The organism is uncultured Veillonella sp. (assembly GCF_938010505.1).
In the GTDB taxonomy this organism is placed as follows: domain Bacteria; phylum Bacillota; class Negativicutes; order Veillonellales; family Veillonellaceae; genus Veillonella.
In genome coordinates this window covers 1-3025 of sequence record NZ_CALLVP010000072.1, presented here as the reverse complement: position 1 = coordinate 3025, position 3025 = coordinate 1, and the positions used below count along the sequence as shown (strand labels likewise).

General features: G+C 35.3%; 3 protein-coding genes. 1 reads left to right on the top strand and 2 read right to left on the bottom strand.

Going from position 1 to position 3025, the window contains the following annotated elements:
• Nucleotides 1-609: 609 nt before the first annotated feature.
• Complete coding sequence (locus Q0507_RS04240) at nt 610-1173, bottom strand: PepSY domain-containing protein (RefSeq protein ID WP_298712899.1); 564 nt, start codon at nt 1171-1173, stop codon at nt 610-612.
• Between the two features lie 160 nt (nt 1174-1333).
• Here Q0507_RS04240 and fliB point away from each other — a divergent pair, with 160 nt between their 5' ends.
• A complete protein-coding gene (gene fliB, locus Q0507_RS04235) occupies nt 1334-2239 on the top strand; it encodes a flagellin lysine-N-methylase (RefSeq protein ID WP_298712895.1) in 906 nt (301 codons plus the stop codon).
• 56 nt (nt 2240-2295) lie between these two features.
• Here fliB and Q0507_RS04230 read toward each other — a convergent pair whose 3' ends face one another.
• Nucleotides 2296-2925, bottom strand: a complete 630-nt coding sequence (locus Q0507_RS04230; RefSeq protein ID WP_298712892.1) for a hypothetical protein — start codon at nt 2923-2925, stop codon at nt 2296-2298.
• Between the last annotated feature and the right edge of the window lie 100 nt (nt 2926-3025).

Here is a 3025-nt window from a genome sequence, read left to right as displayed (position 1 = left end):
GTTACTGGTTCAGCTGCTGTTACAGCTACAGTGGCACCAAAAACGCCAGCCACTGCTAAAGCAATACTACTTTTTAAGATAGATTTTTTCATATTGTCCTCCTTATTAATTCATATACATGCAACTTTACACATATATATTTCCAGTAAACTCAATGTCATCATTTAAGTTCCAAAACATATATCTAACATGGACTTGTAGATATATAGTTTGGAAATTTCAGATATTTTTGAGTTTTTGTCTTACGACTGGTACACATACTATCGACAGTCTATGAAGTCAAAATGTAGAACCGTTTCTAAAACCTTATTTTATAGTGAGTTTAAAATGAATTTATATATAATTCCTATGAAATCCTATGGTATTCAATTTGTACTTAAATATTCCATGAATAACATGCCAAAAGCCGTTTATCCCATATATAAAGGATAAACGGCTTTAAAATATACGTATCAGTACCTATAGATTCACATTCATGAGCAAACTTTCACAAAAAATGCCCCAACACTAGTAATTTCCATAGAAAAAACAGTATTAAGGCATTTAATTATTATATTCAGAATAAAATGACTAGGCACTATTAAGATATAATAACTAGTCAATCATATATTAATCGTCAAATTTAACAGATAGCAATTTACCATTCATTGCATCCATACGTACATGTACCTCTTTATTATCTTCTGTGCCAAAGCTAACTTTGTATACGATTTTGCCTTTATCATAACGCACAGCCCATTCGTTGAGGCTCACAGCTTTGCCTTTTGTTTGGGCATAAGCAAAGTTCACCACTGCTGCAGGAGGTAAGATTTCTCGTGGATCAAAAGATTTTTTCTTTAACGATTTATGGAAGTCCCCTTCGCGTTTTTCAAAGATTTGATTAGTAGCATAGATATAAGTTAACTCATACTTGCCAGTCTCATCAAAACCTTCTACATCATACTTGATTTGCCCCCCATCCGCATCAAAGGCAATTTCTGTGATAGCAGCATTTGGATGATTTTGAATAAAAGCATTTAATAAACCATTAGCTCCTACAATCGCCGCATGATTACCATCAACAACTGCCACAGTTGGTTCAACAGCTACTAAAGGTGCTGCACTTGCGTTTGGCATGCCAAATACCGCAGCCAAAGCCAATACAAGGCTACCTTTTACAAATAATGATCTCATAGTTCCTCCATATCTCAAACAGTTAGCATAACAATATATATACAATTATACACTAAATCGACGCGGTTTATGAATCTTTATTTATATAATTAGTGCATGTGCCTACTCCCTATGATACAATGCACATAGAATAATTTTTGTACCTACAAGTGAGCTAACTATGATTTCAATTTATCCCACTATATATCACGCATTCCAATGCAAGGCAGATCGATGTGAAAATACATGTTGCCAACTGTGGACTATCGATATAGACGAGCCTACTGCTGAGCGTTACCATGCTATGACTGGTTCTCTTGGTGAAAGCTTACGTCAAGCCATCACGGTTGATGACGAAGGTAGTCATTTCGTATTTTCCAAAACACAACCTATGTGCCCCTTACTCAATGAAAATGGACTGTGTAAGGTTGTACTCGAATTGGGGGAAGAAGGACTTTGCGACACCTGCCATATGCATCCGCGCTTTTATAAATATATTGAAGACCTAGAGCTATGTGGCGTCGGTTTATCTTGTGAAGCCTCTGTTGAGTTATTAGCCCAAAATACAACGATAGACTCCCTACTCTTTACAATTGAGGATGACGATAACGAATTTACTTCTGAAGAGCGATTAACACTTCAGAATGTATTTGAATTATTAGCCTTTGATCTAGATCCTAATCTATTCCAATATAAGCCTACTTTCCAAGAGAAGTCTTACAAGGAATTGTTAGACCTCTATAACAGAACTGAACCCATCGATGAAGATTGGACTACACAAGTGAATGCATTATCCAGTAAACTAGACCAACTTGTTGCAGCAGTACAGACTTATGTACAGCAAGAGAATATGAGCCTGTTTAACAAGGTCTACCAATATATATTGTATCGCCAAATTGATATGTTATCAGACTATTCCTTGGAAACTATCTTAGCCTATGCAAAGGATGGTACTGACTATATACTTATGGTCAGCGCCTTAGAGGGGCAACCCTTAAAGCAAATTGCAAGATGGTCACAACAAATCGAATACGACGAAGATAATGTAGAACTCTTATTACACCATTATGAATCTCAACTGGGTTAATGAGCAAAAAGCCGCAAGATATGTATCTTGCGGCTTTTAATTCTTATCACAATATATTATTTAAATAATGTATGGACAAAGCGAATCCATTGAGGCAATACTGATACAGATAGTAATGCCACAATAAACATAACGATATAGGTTTTAACGATACCTAATCCAACATAACGTCGCATTAATTGAGCTGCAATGAATACAGCATAATATTGGCTAAACATCGTAATAAGATACGCCATATCTCCCACATATTTTTGAAGGGATAGAGAGAAGAAAATAATCCCTATTATATGGACTAATAGTAATACAATCGTGCGAAGCGCATTTGTATAAGCTATACCATATATATAATTGCGCAATACGTCGCTATACGTACCATGACCACCTAATAAAATAAGTAAGCGCCATATGACGAACGAACCGATGATAATTTGAAAAATCAAGAATGTAGAACTTGCTAAGGTGCTAACTAAATCAAAATGAGTTAAACCCGTCAGCTGTTTAATGCCTAACAATGGAAATATAGCTTTCACCATAAATGGTAAACTATAGGTCATTACATATAATATGATAGTAGATACAACTAGATTCAGAATAGCTCTCGTATAAGATCCGTAAGTGATAATATTCTGAAACGATTGTTCACTAAGTCTTGTAAATAAATGCAATATATCCTTATGCCAGGTCATAAACGCTCCTTATAGTCTCAATCCATCAAAAAAGGACGAGCCACAGCTCATCCTAGATATATCATATGTGTTTTATCGAGTCAACATATAAATCCATTCA